20 protein-coding genes and 2 pseudogenes are annotated in these 18,359 nt (G+C 69.2%); 11 read left to right on the top strand and 11 right to left on the bottom strand.

Annotated features, from left to right (window positions below; genetic code table 11):
• Positions 1-30: 30 nt before the first annotated feature.
• Positions 31-408, bottom strand: a complete 378-nt coding sequence (locus NR810_RS39895) for a hypothetical protein (RefSeq protein ID WP_257460306.1) — start codon at positions 406-408, stop codon at positions 31-33.
• 190 nt (positions 409-598) lie between these two features.
• Between NR810_RS39895 and NR810_RS39890 the strand changes: the two genes are divergently transcribed.
• The 4 genes from NR810_RS39890 (at position 599) to NR810_RS39875 (ending at position 4,002) form a co-directional block, all read left to right on the top strand.
• Positions 599-1,114, top strand: coding sequence for a hypothetical protein (locus tag NR810_RS39890; protein ID WP_257460304.1), 516 nt, complete (start codon positions 599-601; stop codon positions 1,112-1,114).
• 131 nt (positions 1,115-1,245) lie between these two features.
• A complete protein-coding gene (locus NR810_RS39885) occupies positions 1,246-1,956 on the top strand; it encodes an MlaE family ABC transporter permease (protein WP_407653878.1) in 711 nt (236 codons plus the stop codon).
• A gap of 1 nt (position 1,957) precedes the next feature.
• A complete protein-coding gene (locus NR810_RS39880; protein WP_257460301.1) occupies positions 1,958-2,779 on the top strand; it encodes an ABC transporter ATP-binding protein in 822 nt (273 codons plus the stop codon).
• The gene (locus NR810_RS39875) at positions 2,776-4,002 is read left to right on the top strand and encodes an MlaD family protein (protein WP_257460299.1); all 1,227 of its coding nucleotides are present in this window, start codon (positions 2,776-2,778) and stop codon (positions 4,000-4,002) included. The genes NR810_RS39880 and NR810_RS39875 overlap by 4 nt, the downstream gene beginning before the upstream one ends.
• A gap of 77 nt (positions 4,003-4,079) precedes the next feature.
• Here NR810_RS39875 and NR810_RS39870 read toward each other — a convergent pair whose 3' ends face one another.
• Positions 4,080-4,409 carry a hypothetical protein gene (locus NR810_RS39870; protein WP_257460298.1) on the bottom strand — a complete coding sequence of 110 codons (330 nt, stop codon included), beginning with the start codon at positions 4,407-4,409 and terminating at the stop codon, positions 4,080-4,082.
• A gap of 201 nt (positions 4,410-4,610) precedes the next feature.
• On the opposite strand from NR810_RS39870, the gene NR810_RS39865 reads away from it, so the two are divergent.
• Entirely contained in the window at positions 4,611-5,381 is a 771-nt protein-coding gene (locus tag NR810_RS39865) for an SDR family NAD(P)-dependent oxidoreductase (RefSeq protein WP_257460297.1), read from the top strand.
• A gap of 37 nt (positions 5,382-5,418) precedes the next feature.
• Positions 5,419-5,949 carry a hypothetical protein gene (locus tag NR810_RS39860; protein WP_257460296.1) on the top strand — a complete coding sequence of 177 codons (531 nt, stop codon included), beginning with the start codon at positions 5,419-5,421 and terminating at the stop codon, positions 5,947-5,949.
• 54 nt (positions 5,950-6,003) lie between these two features.
• Here NR810_RS39860 and NR810_RS39855 read toward each other — a convergent pair whose 3' ends face one another.
• Positions 6,004-7,830 carry a glycoside hydrolase family 15 protein gene (locus tag NR810_RS39855; RefSeq protein ID WP_257460295.1) on the bottom strand — a complete coding sequence of 609 codons (1,827 nt, stop codon included), beginning with the start codon at positions 7,828-7,830 and terminating at the stop codon, positions 6,004-6,006.
• Positions 7,831-8,008: 178 nt separating this feature from the next.
• On the opposite strand from NR810_RS39855, the gene NR810_RS39850 reads away from it, so the two are divergent.
• The 3 genes and pseudogenes from NR810_RS39850 to NR810_RS39840 form a co-directional block, all read left to right on the top strand.
• Positions 8,009-8,599, top strand: a complete 591-nt coding sequence (locus NR810_RS39850; RefSeq protein WP_306818914.1) for an HdeD family acid-resistance protein — start codon at positions 8,009-8,011, stop codon at positions 8,597-8,599.
• Positions 8,600-8,641: 42 nt separating this feature from the next.
• Positions 8,642-9,445, top strand: coding sequence for an SAM-dependent methyltransferase (locus NR810_RS39845; protein ID WP_257460293.1), 804 nt, complete (start codon positions 8,642-8,644; stop codon positions 9,443-9,445).
• A 223-nt stretch (positions 9,446-9,668) separates the two neighbouring features.
• A pseudogene (locus NR810_RS39840) lies at positions 9,669-11,006 on the top strand (adenylate/guanylate cyclase domain-containing protein); the annotation flags it as partial.
• 98 nt (positions 11,007-11,104) lie between these two features.
• Here the strand turns inward: NR810_RS39840 and NR810_RS39835 are convergent.
• From NR810_RS39835 to NR810_RS39815, 5 genes and pseudogenes are all read right to left on the bottom strand, one after another.
• Positions 11,105-11,296 carry a hypothetical protein gene (locus NR810_RS39835; protein WP_257460291.1) on the bottom strand — a complete coding sequence of 64 codons (192 nt, stop codon included), beginning with the start codon at positions 11,294-11,296 and terminating at the stop codon, positions 11,105-11,107.
• A 195-nt stretch (positions 11,297-11,491) separates the two neighbouring features.
• Complete coding sequence (locus NR810_RS52360; RefSeq protein WP_306818913.1) at positions 11,492-11,941, bottom strand: hypothetical protein; 450 nt, start codon at positions 11,939-11,941, stop codon at positions 11,492-11,494.
• A 204-nt stretch (positions 11,942-12,145) separates the two neighbouring features.
• A complete protein-coding gene (locus tag NR810_RS39825) occupies positions 12,146-12,451 on the bottom strand; it encodes a hypothetical protein (RefSeq protein ID WP_257460290.1) in 306 nt (101 codons plus the stop codon).
• 347 nt (positions 12,452-12,798) lie between these two features.
• Positions 12,799-12,870: pseudogene (locus NR810_RS39820) on the bottom strand.
• A gap of 296 nt (positions 12,871-13,166) precedes the next feature.
• The gene (locus NR810_RS39815; RefSeq protein WP_257460289.1) at positions 13,167-14,015 is read right to left on the bottom strand and encodes a ChaN family lipoprotein; all 849 of its coding nucleotides are present in this window, start codon (positions 14,013-14,015) and stop codon (positions 13,167-13,169) included.
• A gap of 393 nt (positions 14,016-14,408) precedes the next feature.
• Between NR810_RS39815 and NR810_RS39810 the strand changes: the two genes are divergently transcribed.
• Together NR810_RS39810 and NR810_RS39805 are read left to right on the top strand one after the other, a co-directional pair.
• Complete coding sequence (locus tag NR810_RS39810) at positions 14,409-15,314, top strand: zinc metalloprotease (RefSeq protein WP_257460288.1); 906 nt, start codon at positions 14,409-14,411, stop codon at positions 15,312-15,314.
• 149 nt (positions 15,315-15,463) lie between these two features.
• Positions 15,464-16,633: a pyridoxal-phosphate-dependent aminotransferase family protein gene (locus tag NR810_RS39805; protein WP_257460287.1), complete on the top strand. Its 1,170-nt coding sequence runs from the start codon at positions 15,464-15,466 to the stop codon at positions 16,631-16,633.
• Positions 16,634-16,638: 5 nt separating this feature from the next.
• Here the strand turns inward: NR810_RS39805 and NR810_RS39800 are convergent, their stop codons facing one another.
• The 3 genes from NR810_RS39800 to NR810_RS52915 all read right to left on the bottom strand — a co-directional run bounded on the left by NR810_RS39800 (position 16,639) and on the right by NR810_RS52915 (position 18,342).
• Positions 16,639-16,854 carry a hypothetical protein gene (locus NR810_RS39800; protein WP_257460285.1) on the bottom strand — a complete coding sequence of 72 codons (216 nt, stop codon included), beginning with the start codon at positions 16,852-16,854 and terminating at the stop codon, positions 16,639-16,641.
• Complete coding sequence (locus NR810_RS39795) at positions 16,851-17,336, bottom strand: hypothetical protein (protein WP_257460283.1); 486 nt, start codon at positions 17,334-17,336, stop codon at positions 16,851-16,853. Before NR810_RS39795 ends, NR810_RS39800 begins: the two co-directional genes overlap by 4 nt.
• 316 nt (positions 17,337-17,652) lie before the next feature.
• Entirely contained in the window at positions 17,653-18,342 is a 690-nt protein-coding gene (locus tag NR810_RS52915; RefSeq protein WP_407653877.1) for an InlB B-repeat-containing protein, read from the bottom strand.
• Between the last annotated feature and the right edge of the window lie 17 nt (positions 18,343-18,359).

The following is an 18,359-nucleotide window of genomic DNA, read 5'->3' as shown; positions in this document are numbered from 1 at the left end:
CGTGGACGCCCACGGCGGGCCGTCGTCATTTCAGCGTCTGGCGCGTCGCAGCCGGAAGCGCCTCACGGGGGGCGTGGAGGGCCCGGCGGCCTCCTGGGGAACGTGCTGGAAGAAGGGGAAGCGGAACTCCGCCCACAGCACGAGGTAGGCCACCCCGAACACCGCCGTGGCCACCACCCACCACCACGTCACGCCGGTGGCGAGACTCACCACCGCCGCCGCCATGCACACCACGCCAATCCCCAGCGCCAGCTCCCGGCGCCGCGGTGACTCCGACATGGCGAAGCCCATGGAGACGAGCGACAGGGCCAGCAGTGTCCACGCCAGCCCGAATGCCTCCCGTGCGTACAGGAGGGCAATCGACAGCAGGAACAATCCCAATCCGAACAGTCCCAACCCACCGTCCATGAGGTTCCTCCTCCTCCAAGTCGCCAGGTAACGAGGGTTCAGGACCTAACATCCTCATCTGTCCACCAGTGGAGGAACGCTCGGCGGAGCGGGCGTCTGGCCCGCCCGGTCGTCCTCCACATGGCAGCGGGTCAACGTTTCATGTCCCCTGGAACTCACGGGGTGAGGGGTGGGTGCCTACCCTCGGCCCATGAAGCTGGGAGTGCTGCGCCACGTCCTTCACTTGTCGCTGCTGCTCGTGTCCGTCGCGGGTTGCCATCGCGGGGTACGTTTCGAGAACCAGATGTTCTCCAAGCCCGGGGTGAGCTACCGCGTGGGCGAGCTGCCACCTGTCTGGGAGCGGGTGAAGCTCTCCGAGAACGATCTCGCCTGGTACACCGAGGACACCGGCCACGCCCTCCAGGTGAATTCCACCTGCCAGGCAGAGGACGTGCCGCTGGACGTCCTCACGCGCCACCTCCTCATGGGCTTCACCGAGCGCCAGGCGGTGGCCGAGGAGAAGGTGGTGATCGACGAGCGGGAGGCGTTGCGCTCGCACTACCAGGCCAAGCTGGATGGGGTGCCCGTGGAGCTGCTCATGGTGGTGCTCAAGAAGGACACCTGCGTGTACGACTTCACCTACGTGGCGCCGCTGGGCCGCTTCGAGGAGCGGGTGGGGGACTTCGAGTCGCTGGTGCACGGCTTCCGCGCGGAGCGTGCGTCATGAGGACGGGGGCCGAGCTGCACCACCCGCGCCGCCACCGGCCGGTGGAGGCGTCCTCCGCGGGCGCCATCAATCCGGAGGGCGGCTCCTTCCGGCAGCGGGTGGAGGCCCGCCTGGAGCGGCTGGGCTCGCTCATGGTGATGACGGGCAAGGTGTTCACGCGCGCCTTCAGCCCGCCGTTCTCCCTCTCGTCGCTCGTCTACCAGGTGGAGGCGCTGGGGGTGCGCTCGCTGCCCATCGCCCTGCTGACGTCCACCTTCGCCGGGCTCGTCATCGCCCTGCAGTTCGGCTTCTTCCTGGCGCGCTTCGGCGTGCAGTACACGGTGGGCCGGGTGGTGGTGCTCACCCTCTTCCGCGAGCTGTCCCCGGTGCTCATCGCCCTCACCGTGGGGGCGCGCGTGGGCTCGGGCATCGCCGCGGAGCTGGGCTCCATGACGGTGACGGAGCAGGTGGATGCCATCCGCGCCCTGGGGGCGGACCCCTTGCGCAAGCTGGTGGTGCCCCGGGTGCTCGCCTGCTTCATCCTCATGCCCGCGCTCACCGTGCTGGCGGACGTCATCGGCATGGTGGCCGGTGCCCTGGTGGTCAATGCCCAGTACGCCATCAGCTTCCGCCTGTTCTTCCAGGGGGCGCTGGAGGTGGTGTTCATGAGCGACTTCGTCTCCGGCGTCTTCAAGGGCTTCGTCTTCGGAGGCATCGTCGGCGTGGTGGGTTGCTTCAAGGGGCTCACCGTGGAGGGCGGCACCGAGGGCGTGGGCCGCGCCACCACCCAGACGGTGGCCATCACCTCCGTGTCGGTGTGTCTGGCCGACTTCTTCATCACCAAGCTCACCCTCTACCTCTGAGATGCTCTTCCGCCACCGCACATCCCGCCTGGAGTTCCGCCCGCCCGTGAAGGGCGAGGAGCTCATCCGCTTCGAGCACCTGCGGAAGTCCTTCGGTCCCAAGAGCGTCTACGACGACCTGCAACTGTCCGTGTACGCGGGCGAGACACTCACGGTGATCGGCGGCTCGGGCACGGGCAAGAGCGTGTTGCTCAAGTGCCTCATCGGGTTGCTGCGGCCGGATGCCGGACGCATCCTCTTCGAGGGGCAGGATCTCACCGGCTACCGGGAAGAGGACTTCATCGACGTGCGCCGGCATGTGGCCATGGTGTTCCAGGGCGCGGCGCTGTTCGACTCACTCACGGTGGGGGAGAACATCGCCTACCCGCTGCGTGAGCACTTCCCTCGCATGTCTCCCGAGGAGCTGAGGGAGCGGGTGGCCGGGAAGCTGAAGCTGGTGGGCCTGCCGGGCATCGAGGACATGCGGCCGGCGGACCTGTCCGGCGGCATGAAGAAGCGGGTGGGGCTGGCGAGGGCCATCGCCACGGATCCGGAGGTCATCCTCTGGGACGAGCCCACCACGGGGTTGGACCCCGTCACCACCGAGAACATCAATCAGATGATTCGTACCATGCAGAAGCAGCTCGGGTGCACGTCCATCGTGGTGACCCACGACATGATGAGTGCCTTCAGCGTGTCGGACCGTATCGCGATGCTGGCCAACCGGCGCATCGTGCAGGTGGGCACGACGGAGGAGGTGCGCGCGTCCACGGTGCCCGAGGTGCGGGCCTTCCTGGATGCGAGGCGTCAGGAATTGGAGCCTCGGGCGGAGGTGGCGCCATGAGCCTCTTTGGTGGCACGTCCCAGGACCGGCGCCTGTCGTTGCGCGTGGGTGGCTTCGTGGCCCTGGCGCTGGCGCTGGCGGGCCTCGTCGTCTTCCTCATCGGGCAGGAGACGCGCCTCTTCGAGCGGGAGGTGACGTACCGCGCCTACTTCGAGAACGTGGAGGGCCTGACGGACCAATCGCCCGTGTGGCTGGGCGGCCTGGAGGTGGGCCGGGTGGAAGGGGTGAGCTTCCCGACGAGGCCCGGGGAGAAGCGGCTGGAGGTGCGGCTGAAGCTGAGCCGGAAGTACGCGCAGCGGGTGCGGGCGGACTCGGTGGCGAGGCTGTCCAGCCTGGGCGTGCTGGGCGACAAGGCGGTGGACATCTCCATCGGCTCGCTGGACCAGCCCCAGGTGGCGGATGAGGGGGAGATTCCGAGCACGTCGGGGGGTGACCTGTCCTCGTTGATGAAGGGGGCATCGCAGGTAATGGATGACATGGTGGCGGCGAGCCGTACGCTGCGCGTGGCGGTGGAGGCGTACGGGGACCCGAAGATGGCCGAGGACGTGGCGGCCAGCTTGCGCAGCCTGCGGCAGTTGCTCGAGGAGGTGGAGAAGGGCGACGGCGCGCTGCACGCGCTCATCTACGACAAGGAGACGGGCAGGCAGGTGCGCACGTTGGTGTCCAATGCCTCGCGCGTGGCGCTGCGGGTGGACAAGGCGGTGGGCCACGTGGAGGGGCTGCTGGACGAGGTGCGCAACGGGGATGGTACCGCGCACGCGCTCATCTACGGCCAGGAGGGCGCCAAGGCGGTGCAGGAGCTGGGGGCGGCGGCGGGGCAGCTCGCCGGGCTGCTGGATGACGCGAAGAAGAACCCGGACAGCGCGGTGCACCAGCTGGTCTACGGCAACGCGGGCAACATGCTGTCGGACCTGGGGAGCGCGGCGGCGGACATCAAACAGATTACGTCCATGGTGGCGCGTGGCGAGGGCTCGCTGGGCGGCATCCTGAAGGACCCGACGGTGTACGAGGATTTGAGGCAGATGGTGGGCAACGTGCGGCGCAACAAGGTGCTGCGCGCGCTGGTGCGCTTCGCCATCGACAACAACGACAACGTCCAGTACGTGGGGCGGCCGCTGCCGCCGCCGAAGGGAAACGAGTCCCCCACCGGAGTGGGTGGTTCGGGCCAAACCCCCCTCCAGCTGCCACTCCCACCGCCCGTGCCACCGAACAGTGGTCCCTGAGCCCCACTCCCCTCCCACTCCCTCTCCCTCTGGGAGGGGGTCGGGGTGAGGGTATCCGCTCCCCGGGATGAGAGTTCCTACCAGTGGGCGAAGAGGGAGACGATCAGTGCGGCCACGGCCATGATGCCGATGACGGTAAGGGCGGCGGGGCTGCTCTGGAACATGGAGCCGGGGTTCTCCCGGCGCTCCCGGCTGGAGGGGACGGCCTGGGGCATCCGCGCGGTGACGGCCCGGTCGATGAGTATCACCGAGAGACTGGCCGCGAGCCAGAGGCCGAAGGAGAGCCAGGGCACGGAGCGGAGGAAGAATCCGAGCACGACTCCCGCGGCGGAGATGGCGTAGGCGATGAGGTACGCCACGAGCATCCGGGAGGAGAAAGAGGTGGGGCGGGTGTTTCCGCGGACCATGGCGCGCACTCCTGTCCCCCTCTCGTGACGAAACGTGTGGAGTCCCGGAGGGGCGGGCAATCCCTGGAGTGATGGAGGCTCATCGCCCCCTGCCCACCCCGCGGTCTCCTGCCCGGAAGGTGCTCCGCCAGGGAGCCGGGGGCCGGATTGGCCCCACCTGGAGGCTCCAGGGGAGCCAGGCGCCGGGGTAGAACGCGCCGCATGAACCTGGAACTCGAGGGTAGGGCGGCGCTCGTCACGGGCAGCAGCCGGGGCATTGGCCGGGCCATCGCCATGGTGCTGGCGCGCGAGGGCGCGCGGGTGTGCCTGAGCGCGCGCGGAGTGGAGGGGCTGGAGGCCACGGCCGCGGAGCTGCGGGCCTCGGGCGCCGAGGTGGTCACGGTGGCGGGTGACGTGGCCACGCCGGAGGGGGCGGCGGCGGCGGTGGACACGGCGGTGCGCGCCTTGGGTGCGTTGGACATCCTCGTCAACAACGTGGGCGGCAGCGGCGGCGCGGGTGCCTTCGACGCGGCCACGGCCTCTCAGTGGAAGGACGTGCTGGACCGCAACCTCCTGGCCGCCGTGTGGTGCAGCCAGCACGCGGTGGAGGTCATGAAGGCGCGGGGTGGCGGCTGCATCGTGCACATCAACTCCATCTACGGCCGCGAGTACGGCACCAGCGCGCCCTACACGGCGGCCAAGGCGGGCCTCACGGCGCTCACGAAGGAGATGGCGATCGACCTGGCGCGCCACCGCATCCGCGTCAACGGGGTGGCGCCGGGCTCCATCCTGTTCCCCGGGGGGAGCTGGGACCGGCGGCGGCAGGCGAACCCCGAGAAGGTGGAGAAGATGGTGCGCGAGGAGCTGCCCTGGGGCCGCTTCGGCGTGCCCGAGGAGGTGGCTGACGTGGTCGCCTTCCTGTGCTCGGAGCGGGCGCGCTGGGTGACGGGGGCCACCGTGCCGGTGGATGGTGGACAGGGCCGTGCCTTCTGACTCGGGACGACGCGGCCCCGGCGTGTAGAGTGCGCGCGTGCTGAAGCTCTACAAGAAGGAAGGCGACACGCTCCGCTACTGGGCGGCCTGGGTGCACGAGGACAAGCTCACCGTGCATTGGGGCACCGTCGGGGAGACGGGCGAGGAGAAGGAGCAGCCGCTCCCGGCCGACGAGGACCCGGACATGGCCATCGCCCAGGCGGCCGAGCCGCTGGTGGACCAGGGCTACGACGAGCCGGACCTGGACGCCATGGTGCCGCTCGTCATCCAGTACGCGCTGAAGGGCAAGGGCACGGGGCACGACTTCGAGAAGCGCCACGCGGTGGAGGAGCTGCTCACGGACGTGCTGGGCTGGACGGGCAACGGCGAGGTGGAGGGCGGCGAGACGCAGCCCGGGCGCATGAACGTCTTCTGCCGGGTGATGGACCTGGACGTGGCGGTGCGCACCATCGTCGAGGCGCTCGACGAGGAGGACCAGCTGGAGGGAGCGGTCATCGCCCTGGTGCGCGAGGGCGAGGAGCCCCGGGTGCTCTGGCCCGAGGACCACTCCGGTCCCTTCCGCGTCTGATTCCCCGCCCCATGTAGAGCTGCAAGGGGTCAACCCTCATCCTACCGGCGGGCGTCAGGACGACGGCTGCTCCTGTTCTCCGTTGTGGTTCTCGCGCCGGTGGATGGCGGGGCTGGTGCGGTGCCGCTCGAGGTTGAACGCCGTGTTGACGAGTCCCACGTGCGAGAAGGCCTGCGGGAAGTTGCCCAGCATGCGCCGGTTCACCGGATCGTACTCCTCGGACAACAGCCCCACGTCGTTGCGCAGGCCGAGCAGCCGGTTGAAGAGCGCCTGCGCCTCGTCCATGCGGCCCTGCAGGATGTAGTTGTCCGCGAGCCAGAAGGAGCAGGCGAGGAAGACTCCCTCGCCCGGAGGCAGCCCGTCCTCCGTCTCGTGGGTGTGGTAGCGCCGCACGAGCCCCTCGTGCAGCAACTCCCGCTCGATGGCGCGCACGGTGCCCAGCACCCGCGGCTCCCTGGGCGGAAGGAAGCCCACCAGCGGCATCAGCAGCAGACTCGCGTCCAGGCGGGATGAGCCATAGGCCTGCGTGAAGGCGCCGAGCTTCGGGTCGTAGCCTCGCTGGCAGACCTCCTCGTGGAGGGCATGGCGCAGCTTCCTCCAGCGCTCCACGGGCCCCGGCAGCTTGAAGTGCTCCGCCGACCTCACCGCGCGATCAAAGGCCACCCAGGCCATCACCTTCGAATGGGTGAAGTGCTGGCGCTCCCCTCGCACCTCCCACAACCCCTCGTCGGGCTTCCGCCACCCGGACTCCAGGAAGTCCATCAGCACGAGCGCCACGTCCCAGGCACGCCTGTCACGGACCAGTCCGGTGCGGTGCGCCTGGTGCAGCGCATCCATCACCTCTCCATAGACGTCGAGCTGGAACTGGTGGACGGCCGCGTTGCCCGTGCGCACCGGCTTGGAGCCCTCATAGCCGGGCAGCCAGTCCAGGAATGTCTCGGAGAGGCGGCGCTCGCCGGCCACCCCGTACATGATTTGAAGCTTCGCGGGGTCCCCCGCCACCGAGCGCAGCAGCCACTCGCGCCACGCCATGGCCTCCTCCCGGAAGCCGCCGAGCAGCAGGGCGTAGAGGGTGAAGGTGGCGTCCCGCAGCCAGCAGAAGCGGTAGTCCCAGTTGCGCACGCCGCCGAGCCGCTCGGGCAGCGACGTGGTGGCCGCCGCCACGATGCCTCCGGTGGGCGCGTAGGTGAGGGCCTTGAGCGTCATCAGCGAGGTGTGGACGGGCTCGCTCCAAGGGCCCTGATAGGAGCAGTGGCTCGACCACTCCCGCCACCAGTCCTGGGTGTCCGCCGCGGCCGTCAGTCCGTCCAGGGGCGGTGGCGGTGGCTCGTTGGAGGGATGCCAGCGCAGGACGAAGGGGATTCGCTGGCCCTCGGACACGGTGAAGTCCGCCTCGGTGTGAAGTCCCTGTCCCCGTGTCTTCACTGGAGAGTAGAGGCTGAGGGCATCCGGTCCCGCCTCCGCGCGTAGCTCCTCGCCCTGCCGCGTCACCCACGGCACCACCGAGCCGTAGTCGAAACGGATGACGAGCTCCATGCGCATGGGCACCCGGCCCCTCACGCCCTCCACCACGCGGATGACGTCCGGTGTGCGGTCTCGTGGGGGCATGCAGTCCACGACCCGCACCACGCCATCGGCGGTGGTGAACTCCGTCTCCAGCACGAGGCTGCCCTCGTGGTAGCGCCGCCGCACCTGGCGTGGGGGCTCTTCCGCTGGCGCCAGCTTCCAACGGCCGTGCTCCGGCTCACCGAGCAGGGCCGCGAAGCAGGCCCCCGAGTCGAAACGGGGCAGACACAGCCAGTCGATGGAACCGTCCCGTCCCACCAGTGCCGCTGTCTGGGTGTCTCCGATGAGTGCGTAGTCCTCGATGGGGTGGGCCATATCCCTCGGAAGGTGGGGCTCCGAGCGTCAGGGCACAAGCGGGCGGGCCCGGCCAGGGTGCACAGGTTGGATGTGGCCACCCGGATGACGTGCGAACACCGGGTGGTGGGCTGCGGGCGGGCGGCCGGGCCCTGCCTGGCTCTCGCGAGATACAGCCCGGCTGCCTCGGAGCCCTGTCATGGCCATCACGGATTCGAATCCCGGTTCGGACATCAATGACACGCGTGGTTCACGGATGCAGGCGAGCCTGTGGGGTGGTCCTTTCCTGATGGGGCTGCTCGTGGCGCTGGTCGGTGTCGTGGCGCTGGGCGCGGTCGTGCTCACGAGCGTCCTGTCGGTCATCTTCTATGGAGCGATGCTGGTGGTGGCGGGCATCTTCGAGGTCGTCCACGCCTTCCGCGTCCGGAAGACGGGCCCCTTCCTGCTCTTCCTGTTGGGAGGCATCCTCTCCATCGTGGTGGGAGCCGTGGTGCTCGCTCGTCCGGGTGTCGGGCTGGTGGCGTTGACGCTCCTGCTGGCGGGGTACTTCTTCGCCAGCGGGCTCTTCCGGAGCATCACGTCGATCTCGGACCGGTACGCCGGCTGGGGATGGGATTTCGCCTACGGCATCGTGTCCGTGGTGCTGGGTGCCATCATCTTCGCCCAGATGCCCGCCTCCTCGTTGTGGGCCCTGGGCGTGGTGGTGGGCGTGGAGATCCTCGTCCGTGGCATTTCCATCATGGCGGGCTCGCTCGCGGTGCGCGGAGCGATGCGCAAGCTCCACGCCTGAGTTCGTGAGACCCGGCGTCATCGGCCGGTGTAGGTTGTGCCCATGCTGGTCGATGCCTTCATGTTGCTGCACACGGACCTGCCCCGAGAGGCGCCGGGGAGTGACGACATCACCCGCGAGGCGCTCCGCCGCCTCCGTCCGTTGCTCCCCGCCGCGCCCGAGGTGCTCGACCTCGGCTGTGGCCCCGGGCGCCAGACGCTCGTGCTGGCGGAGGAGCTTGGCACCCGCGTCACCGCCGTGGACCTGCATGCGCCCTTCCTGGCCCGGCTGGAGGCCTCGGCCGCGGCACGGGGACTGGGTCATCTCGTCCGCACGCGGTGCGCCGATTTCGGAGCGCTCGAGGAGGCGCCGGGCAGTGTGGACCTCATCTGGTCCGAGGGGGCCATCTACCTCCTGGGCTGGGCCGAGGGCCTGCGGCGGTGGCGCCCGTTGCTGCGTCCCGGGGGGGTGATGGCCCTCACCGAGGCGACGTGGCTCACGGCCTCCCCGCCGGACAAGGCCGCCGCCTTCTGGCGTGAGGCATACCCCACCATGGGCACCATCGCGTCCAACGGCGCCGCCGCGCGCGCGGCCGGCTTCGAGGTGCTGGACACCTTCGTGCTGCCGGAGTCGGCGTGGTGGGACGAGTACTACCGTCCGCTGCGGGCGCGCATCGAGTCGCTTCGGGCCCGGGCTCGTGAGGACGCGCTCCTGGCCACCGCGATCGCCGAGACGGAGCGGGAGATCTCCCTCTACGCGCGGCATGGCTCGTCCTACGGCTACGTCTTCTATCTGCTCCAGGTCCGCGCTTCGGGCTCGAGCAGTGCCCCGAGGGGCGGGGCGTACCCCGGGGAGGGCACTCGGTGAAGGTGTAGACACTCCCCGCGCCCTGGCAGCTCCGCCTCTCATTCCGCCACCCGCGGAGCTCACGTGAGGGGTTGTCGTCCGAGGTGTGTTCTCATCCGTTGCGGAGGTGTCGTCTCGCGAGCCGTGAGGCGGACACTCCGTACGCTGGTTCACGGATTCCGCACGCGGGGGGCGCCAGCGCCAGTGCATCAGTTCATCATGAGCGGACGCGAGGGCCCGGGTGATGGGGAGAGTCCTGCACATGTTCTCACCGTTCAGCACCACCGAGGTCTCCGGTTTCGGGAGCCCCTCGCGGAATCGGATCCGTCCGGCCGCCGAGGTGCCCACCGGAACGGTGGCGCTCGTCTTCACGGACGTGCAGGGCTCCACGCGGCTGTGGGAGCGGTACAGCTCCGGCATGCGTGCCGCGTTGGACGTGCATGACCGGGTGCTGCGCGCGCTCCTGGCGGAGAGCGAGGGCTACGAGGTGAAGACGCAGGGTGACTCCTTCATGGTGGCTTTCGACTCGGCGGTGGAGGCCGTGCGCTGGTGTCTGACGGCGCAGCAGGAACTGCTGCTCGCGCCCTGGCCGGAGGAACTGCTCGCCGAGGCGGATGCGGCGGAGGTGCGAGGCCCGCGCGGGCTGGTGCACCGTGGGCTCCGGGTTCGCATGGGCGTACACCTGGGCGAGCCGGAGTGCCGCATCGACGCGCGGACGGGCCAGGCGGACTACTTCGGGAGGATGGTGAACGTGGCGGCACGGGTGGCGGCGGCGGGCCACGGCGGGCAGGTCCTGGTGAGTGGGGCGGCCTGGGCCCAGGTGGAGGGCTCGCTGGAGGCGCTGGGCCAGCCCGTGGTGCGCCCCCTGGGCGAGTACCACCTCAAGGGCATCGAGGATGCCGTCACCCTGGTGGAGTTGCTGCCCGCGACGCTGGCGGCCCGGTGCTTCGAGGCCCCGCGGGTACAGCGGGTGCGGCGCGGGAATGTCCCGGGTGAGACGAGCGAGCTCATCGGGCGGAAGGATGAGCTGGCGCTGCTGCGGCGCTGCTTCGACGAGGGCGCCCGGCTCGTCACGCTGCTGGGCCCGGGTGGCATGGGAAAGAGCCGGCTGGCCAACAGCTTCGGAGACACTCAGCTCGGCGCGGGCACGTGGCCGGGCGGGGTGTGGATGTGCGGGCTGACGGACGCGGCGACGGTGGACGACATCTGCCACGCCGTCGGCCAGGCGCTGGGGGTCGCGCTGACGCGCAGTGGAGAGGACAGCGAACCGGCGGCGCGGCTGGGCCGGGCGCTGGCCGGACGGGGGGACGTGCTGGTCATCCTCGACAACGTGGAGCACGTCATCCACCACCTGCCGGCCACGCTGGGCCGCTGGCGCGGACTGGCACCCCGGGCGCGGTTCCTCGTCACCTCGCGCGAGGCGCTCCTGTTCCCCGACGAGCGGGTCATCGAGCTGGAGCCGCTGGAGGTGCCGGAGGAGGGGGAGACGCGCCTGGATCGGCTGACGGGTTCGGACGCGGTGCGCCTCTTCGTCCAGCGGGCCCGGGCGGTGCGGGGAAGCTTCGAGCTGACGGACACGGAGGCGCCGCGGGTGGCGGACATCGTGCGCAAGCTGGATGGCATCCCCCTGGCCATCGAGCTCGCGGCGGCCCGGACCAACCTGCTGGGCGTGATGCAGATTCAGGAGCGGCTGTCGCGCCGCTTCGAGTTGCTGCGCGGAGGGCGCCGCGACGGCTCGGCGCGGCAGTGCACGCTGTGGGGCGCCATCGACTGGTCGTGGAATCTGCTGGAGCCGGCGGAGCGGACGGTCATGGCGCAGTGCTCGATGTTCCGGGGCGGCTTCACGCTGGCGGCGGCCGAGTCGGTGCTCATGTTTCCTCCCGGCGGGCCGGACGTGCTGGAGATCATCCACTCGCTGCGCTCGAAGTCGCTGCTGAGGGCCTACGCACCGGACGGGCTCTCCGGAGAGCTGCGCCTGGGCATGTACGAGAGCATCCAGCAGTACGCCTCCTCGCGGCTGGCGGAGCGGGGCGAGGGGGCGATGCTGGCGGCACGCCACGCGGACTACTACCTGGCCAAGGCTCGCCGGTTGAGCGCGCGGATGAGGGGGCAGGGGGGCGAGGAGGCCTTCCGCCGGTTCTCGCTGGAGCGGGAGAATCTGTTGGTGGCCTGTGACAACGCGCTGGCGGTGACACCCGCGGTGGCGAGCTCCCTGGAGCGGGCGCTGGGGTTGCTGGTGGCGCTGGAGCCGGACGTGACGGCCCGGGGCCCCGTCGGCAGCACGCTGTCGAGGCTGGACCGCGCGCTGGAGCTGTCGGCGAACATCGAGGTGGAGCCGCTGCTGCGGGCCGAGGCGTTCGCGGTGCGGGGCCGGACGCACCATGGGGCGGGCCAGCTCGCGGCGGCGGGTAGGGACCTGGAGGCGGCCCGGTCCATGTTCCATTCCCTCGGCGCGGTGGACCGGGAGAAGCGCGTGCTGGTGGACCTGGGCATCGTGGCCCGGGACGAGGGGGACATGGGGGCCGCCTGGGAGTTGGTCCAGGAGGCGAAGGAGCTCCCCTCGGAGGGGGACCGGTGGCTGGACGCGTACGCGGTGGGCAACCTCGGCATCCTGGAGCTGGGGCGGCACGGAGCCGGAGCGGCGCTGCCGCACCTGCGCGTCGCGCTGGAGCTGTTCCGCGCCGTGGGAGACGTGGCCTTCGAGGTGGGCTTCCTCACCAACTACGCCATGGCGATGGGCGAGAGCGGGAGCACGGCGGAGGCGGTGGTCCTGCTGGACGAGGCGCTGGACAAGGCCTCGCGCGTGGGGGACCGGGCGGGACAGGCGCTGGCCCGGGTGAACCTGGGCTGCTTCCTGCTCGACGCGGGCCAGGCGTCGGAGGCCCGCGAGCACCTGGAGTCCGCCGTGCGCATCGGCCGGCAGCTCGGCATGCGCATGCTGGAGGGCGTCGCCCTGGGCGAGCTCGGCCGGGCCCTGGTGGCGCTCGGGATGCTGGAGGCCGCGCGTGCCGGCCTGTCGGAGTCCATCTGCATCCTGGAACGGGTGTCACGCTGGCACGCGCTGCGCTTCACCGCGCACCTCGCCTCGGTGCGAGCGGTGCTTGGAGATCTCGTGGGTGCCCGCGAGGACTTCGAGTCGCTGGAAGCGGCCCCCGAGCTCCAGGGGGATGCCGTGCTGCGCGAGCTCTCCGAGCTGCTTCGGGCCTCGTTGGACCTGGCGGAGGCCCAGTGGGCCCCTCCCGGCAGTGACGAAGGCAGGCGGGCCCTGGCGGAGGCGCGGCGGCGCGTGGCACGGGCCCGGAGCGCTCCACCGGAGGCGGCCTCATCCGATTTGCGAGAGGCGCTCCGGGCGCTCGACCGTTCCGTGCCGGTGTTGGGTGAGAGGAATGTGTCCGAGTGAGGAAGCCGTTTTTGAGCCTCGTGCTCTACCACTGAGCTACCTCCCGGCGAAGCGGATCGGGAGGACCGGATTCGAACCGGCGACATCGAGAGTAATGGGCTTGTAGGGCCTCTTCGGCCGGACACGAAAGTCGTCAGGAATGAATGAAACGCCCGAGTGGGGAAGCCGTTGCGTTGCTCGATGATGAGTCGAGTGCCTCTACCATTTTGGCTATCCCGGCGTGGTGTGCCGGGAGTTTGATTCGAACCAACAAAACGTGCGTGTAGGGCCTCTCCGGGCGGGCGCTTCAAAGCGTTGCGTCTATACTTGCAGTGACGCGGCGGCCCGTCCGGACCTGACAGGCTATTTTCCCGGGGCATTTTCACGCGCGCGGAACGCGGCGCACGGGTCCTCCCGCTCCGTGGCCGGTGTGAACCAGACGTAGTCGTAGGGCAGCTTTCCGGGACTGTCGGTGGGCACGTAGCCGCCCGGCTCGCGAGCCTCGGGTGAGACCTCGAGGAAGGCCACGGCGAGCACCAGGAGGCTGGGGGCGCGCCGGGAGAGTTCCGCCGGGACGCCCCGGTCGGTGCGAGCGTGACCGGCGCCGGTGATGAGGATGGCTCCGTCCTCCGAGGCGGCGGACAGCAGGCGGTCGGCCATCTGCGCGTCACGTGCCCGCTGGGCGAGCACCATGGGCGCGAGCATGGACTCGGGCAGGTGGCCACAGTGGGACTCGTGCATCTCCGCGCGCATGGCGCGGTCGACCGGCTCGGGCAGCGGGGTGTCGAGTCCGAGCCGTGTGCGTGTCTCCGGAGCCAGGGCCTCGGGGCCCCGGGTGACGAGCTCTCTCACCTGGCGGCGCGGGAGGTTGGCGCCGAGGATGCGCAGGCCGCGCTCGGTGCCCGCGGCGAAGATGGGGCGGTAGAGCGGCCAGTCGGGCCAGCCGCTCTTCTCCCACGTGACCGCCTGGGCGATGGCATCCGGGTCCCCAGGTGCGCGGGCGAGCGCCTCGTCGACAGCATGCTGCTGCTCCGTGTCGAGCATCTCGAAGGCGAGCACGGGCTTGCGGCCGGAGGCGGTGAGTCCCCGGACCAGCTCCGCCTGGAGCCGGTGGTGGTCGGGGTTGTCGTGGCGCTCGCCGAGGAGCACGAAGCGAGCCCGGGAGAGGTCCGCGAGCAGCGCCGCCTCATCCACCTGGCGGTTGTTCCGCACATCCCAGATGCGGCCCACCAGCGGATGGTCGCGGTGCGAAGTGCTTCGCCACTCCGCTACCCGCGCCTCGGGTGGAGTGTCGCGGCTCGAGGAGGATGGAGTGGCACAGCCACAGACCAGGAGGAGGGAGAGACATACGCGGAGAGATGTGGGAGCGCTCATGGGGTGCGGCAGTCAGCCACCTTCTCGCGATAGGCACTACGTCAAGAGACGCCGGGCGCTCAGCGTCCAACACTGTCTGCGAAGCGATTGGCTGTCCAACGTTTGATTTTGACTTCAAATTTGATGTCAAAATTTCATGCGTCGAGGTGTAAGAATTTAAGAAGGGGGTATTGTGTTGGATATGTGTTTGGGGTTATCCCGTTGTTCCCAACTTTCGCTGAGGAGTAGGGAATGTCGCGGAGCCCCGTTTCGAAGAGCGGCCGTTTGGCCCTGGTGATTGGTTCACTGGTTGCCCTGGGTGGTTGCAACAACAACACCGAGAACAAGGAACCGGTGGAGCCTGCCTCGGTAGCGGAGGTGGCCGCGGGAGACGTGCGTGGCTGCGCGACGCCCAGGCTGAGCCCCGAGGAGCAGGCCCAGGTGGAGAGCCGCTTCGCGCAGGAGTTGGCGGGCAGGAAGAGCGAGCTGCGCGCGGTCCGCTCCGTCAACATCCCCGTCTACGTCCACGTCATCAACAAGGGCACGGGCATCTCCAACGGTGACATCACCTCGACGATGATCACCAACCAGATGAACGTGTTGAACAACGCGTACGCCAACACCCCGTACTACTTCACGCTGGTGTCGACGGACCGCACGACCAACTCCACCTGGTTCACCGCGCAGCCCGGCACCAGCGCCGAGACCCAGATGAAGAACGCCCTGCACAAGGGCACCTCGAGGGATTTGAACCTCTACTTCAACGGCATGGGCGGCGGTCTGCTCGGCTGGGCGACCTTCCCGTGGGACTACGCCTCCAAGCCGCTGATGGATGGCGTGGTGGTGCTCTACAGCTCGGTGCCCGGTGGCACCGCGGCCCCGTTCAACCTGGGTGACACGGCCACCCACGAGGTGGGTCACTGGATCGGCCTGTACCACACGTTCCAGGGTGGCTGCGCCAGCCCGGGCGACTCCGTCAGTGACACTCCGCCCGAGGCCTCCCCTGCCGCGGGTTGCCCGACGGGCCGCGACACCTGCTCCACCACGGGTCTGGACCCCATCACCAACTTCATGGACTACACCGACGACGCCTGCATGAATACGTTCTCCGCGGGGCAGATCTCCCGCATGGACAGCATGGGCCTCACCTACCGCTAGTCCAAGTCGCGCTACCTCTGAAGTACCCCGCGCCGGGGCCCTCCTAGGGGGTCCCGGCGCTGTCATTTTCGGACATCCACTCAATCCGCCGTGGAGTCCCGGGCCACGCTACGCTACGCCCCTGGCGTGCAACCGCGAGGAGGAGTGCGATGAGCGAGCGAGACCTGCTGATGATTCCCGGCCCGGTGGAGTTCGATCCGGAGGTGCTGCGGGCGCTGGGGGCGAAGACGGCCAGCCACGTGGCCCCCGAGTTCATCGCCGTCTTCGGCCGGGCGCTGAAGAGGTTGCGCGAGGTGTGCCTGGCACCCTCGGCGCAGCCCTTCGTGGTGGCGGGCAGTGGCACGCTGGCCATGGAGTTGGCGGTGGCCAACCTGGTGGAGCCGGGCGAGCGCGCGCTGGTGGTGAACACCGGCTACTTCAGCGACCGGATGGCGCTGCTGCTCGAGCGCCATGGGGCGGAGGTGGTACATGCGCGGTGCGCGCCGGGCGAGGCGCCGGACGTGGCGTCGGTGGAGGCGCTGCTGGCGGGTGGGCGCTTCAAGATGATGACCGTCACCCACGTGGATACCAGCACCGGAGTGCTGGCGCCGGCGGAGGCGCTGGTGAAGGCGGCGGACCGGCACGGGGTGCTGTCGGTGGTGGACGGGGTGTGCGCCACCGCGGGGGAGGCGTTCCACCAGGATGCGTGGGGCGCGGACGTGTACCTCACCGCGAGCCAGAAGGCGATTGGCGTGCCACCGGGGCTTGCGCTGCTCACCGTGAGCCCTCGCGCCATGGCGGCGTGGCGTGCGCGCCGGACGCCGGTGCGCTCGCTGTACGCGGACTTCGGCGAGTGGCTCCCCATCATGGAGGCCTACGAGGCCGGCAAGGCCGCCTACTTCGCCACGCCGCCCGTCAACCTGGTGTGCGCGCTGGACGTGAGCCTGGGGCAGATCCTGCGCGAGGGGATGGAGGCGCGCTTCGCCCGGCATCGCCGCATGGCACGGGCCTTCCGGGCCGCCTGGCGCGCGCTGGGATTGAAGATGCTGCCGGTGTCCGAGTCGGTGACGGCCCACACGCTCAGCGCCCTCTACTACCCGGAGGGAGTGGACGCGGCGGTGCTCGGCCGGGCACGTGAGCAGGGCGTGGTGCTCGCGGGGGGACTGCACCCGCAGCTCAAGACGCGTTACTTCCGGGTGGGGCACATGAACGTGGTGGGCCCCGGGGACGTGCTGGCCACGGTGGGCGCGGTGGAGCGTGCGCTCTCGGCGGCGGGTCACCGGGCCTCTCCGGGAGCGGCGGTGGCCGCCGTTCAGGCGGAGCTGCTCTCTGGGGGGTGAGGCGCTCAGGGCGGGGGCTGACCGGGGGCGTCGAGGACGGGGCGGCGGGTGGGGAGGGTGAGGCGCTCGTGGTCGTAGAAGCACTCGGGGCCGAGGAGGGAGATGAGCTCGCGCTCGCGGGCAAGGCCTGACTCGGTGCCGGCCTGCCAGCACTTGTGGTCGACGTCGTCTCCCAGCGAGGCGAACGCCAGGGGGACTTGAAGTCCCGCCGGGCTCGTCATCGAGGAGAGGGGCGCGGCACTCGGGCAACCTTCTTCGCGTGCGAGATCGACTCCAGATGTTCCTGCCGAAGGGGACGATCTCGACGGAGTCGGCGCACCCTTCGCTCCGTATCCTCCAACATGGCCCACGCCTCGCGAGCCTGCCGAGGGAAGAGGTGAAGTGCCTGCACGTAGAGGCATGTGACGTGGACGCGCATCCCCAGGTCGCGGAAGCCAATCTGCTGGAGACGGCGAAGCCACCGCCCGAACTCCTTCCACGCCAACCTGCCTCCGTACGCCTCGGTGAGGATGGTCTTCGCGATGGTTTGCTGTACGGCGAGTCGCTGGGCTGGGGTCTTTGTCCTCTGAAGCCACCGCTTCTCCAACTTCAAGAGTTCGCGTCTGTAGTCCTCGTAGGGTGCCTTGGCTTCGATCAGCGCCAAGAAGAGAAGATCGATCTCACGACCAAACGAAGGGGATCGCTCCCGGCCTGTGGGTTCCATGCTCAGGCTCCAGGACAGGGCTTGTCGTTGGCTTCCCATGGCCAGAACCCGTGACGGATACAAGCGTCGTAACAGGATCGTCATGCCAAATGGATCAGTCGCGAAAGGAGCCCCGCCGCTGTTGTGTCAGTCAGAGGACTTGTGCTCCCTGTCCGCTTCTGGTTTGACCCGTGCTCGGTCACGTCGTGGCGGGGGGAGGGTGTCAAAGGATTCGCGCGACACGACCCGAGGAAGCCAAGGACTCGTTCCTGCGCCGGTGGCCCTTACGAGTCTGACACCCTGTCCGGAGCGACTCTATCTCCTCCAGGCGTGAATGTTACGGAAGGGCTTGGACGTCCAAAATCGAAACCCCATCAACGAACACCCAATTGAAGTAGTCATTGTAGGTGTGCTGGTTCGTATATCCCCCCTTCTCTATATCGATATATCCTTCAAAAGAGGCATACTCGCCGTAACGGGTAGTCCCTTCCGCCAGGAAATGCACCCTTGCCGTGCTGCATTCTACCGTTCTATCCAGCCGGATGATGACAGCACCTCCAAACGCGCCAGGATCTCCTGTCCCCGAATAGGACTCAGGACACGTGCAGGTGGATTGGCACGCGGGCGCGGAGGACTCAAAGGTGGCTGTAACGCTCGAGGCCGAACTCATCGTCACGGTGCAGCTGCTCGTCCCGTTGCACCCCGCGCCCGACCAATCGGTGAAGGTGGAGTTGGTGTTCGGTGTAGCAGTGAGCGTCACGAGCGTGCCGCTGGCGAAGGAGGCGCTGCAGCTCCCCGCCGGACAGTTGATGCCGGTCGGACTGGAGGCCACAGCGCCTGCTCCACTGCCCGTCCGTGTGACGCTCTGCGCGTAGCTGACGACATTGCACGTCCACGTTGAGCACGGGCCGAAGAACGGCTCTTCTGCACAGTCCGTGGGTTGGAGGACAAACCGATCGGGCAGCAGAGCATAAAACGCGCACGGAGAGACGGAAGACGTCGCGGGTTCCGAGACAGTGGCGACCATCGGCGGCGTGATGATTC

This window comes from Archangium lipolyticum, from assembly GCF_024623785.1.
GTDB lineage: Bacteria > Myxococcota > Myxococcia > Myxococcales > Myxococcaceae > Archangium > Archangium lipolyticum.
Note: the sequence above shows the minus strand (reverse complement) of the source record. Positions and strands in the feature narration are given on the sequence as shown.